General features: G+C 66.1%; 1 pseudogene. It reads left to right on the forward strand.

Features of this window, described 5'->3' with window-relative positions:
• Positions 1-307 (forward strand): annotated as a pseudogene (locus EN807_RS36015) (hypothetical protein); the annotation flags it as partial.

Below are 307 nucleotides of genomic sequence, written 5' to 3' on the forward strand. Positions count from 1 at the left end.
GCGGCACCTGGGGCGGCCAGCTCGCGGGCGAATATCAGATCGCGAGCGACGGTTTCCTCGAAGGCGTTCGCAATTCGAGCGTGTTCCTGAAGCTGCTCAACGCCGGCATGAAGGCGATACCGCTCAGGGAGCGGCTGAGCATCGTCACGACGAATGCGACCGGCTTCGTTCGCGGCGAAGGTTCGGCCCTGCCATTGACGAGCCTCGCGCTCGAAAACGACGGGCTCGACCCGCTCGAGGCGGTTTGCCTGGTGATCGTTTCCGACGAGCTTCTGCGCATCGCTTCGCCGGCCGCCGCGGCGCTGCT

Origin of the sequence: Mesorhizobium sp. M5C.F.Ca.ET.164.01.1.1, assembly GCF_004792125.1 — a bacterium.
Lineage (GTDB): Bacteria > Pseudomonadota > Alphaproteobacteria > Rhizobiales > Rhizobiaceae > Mesorhizobium > Mesorhizobium wenxiniae.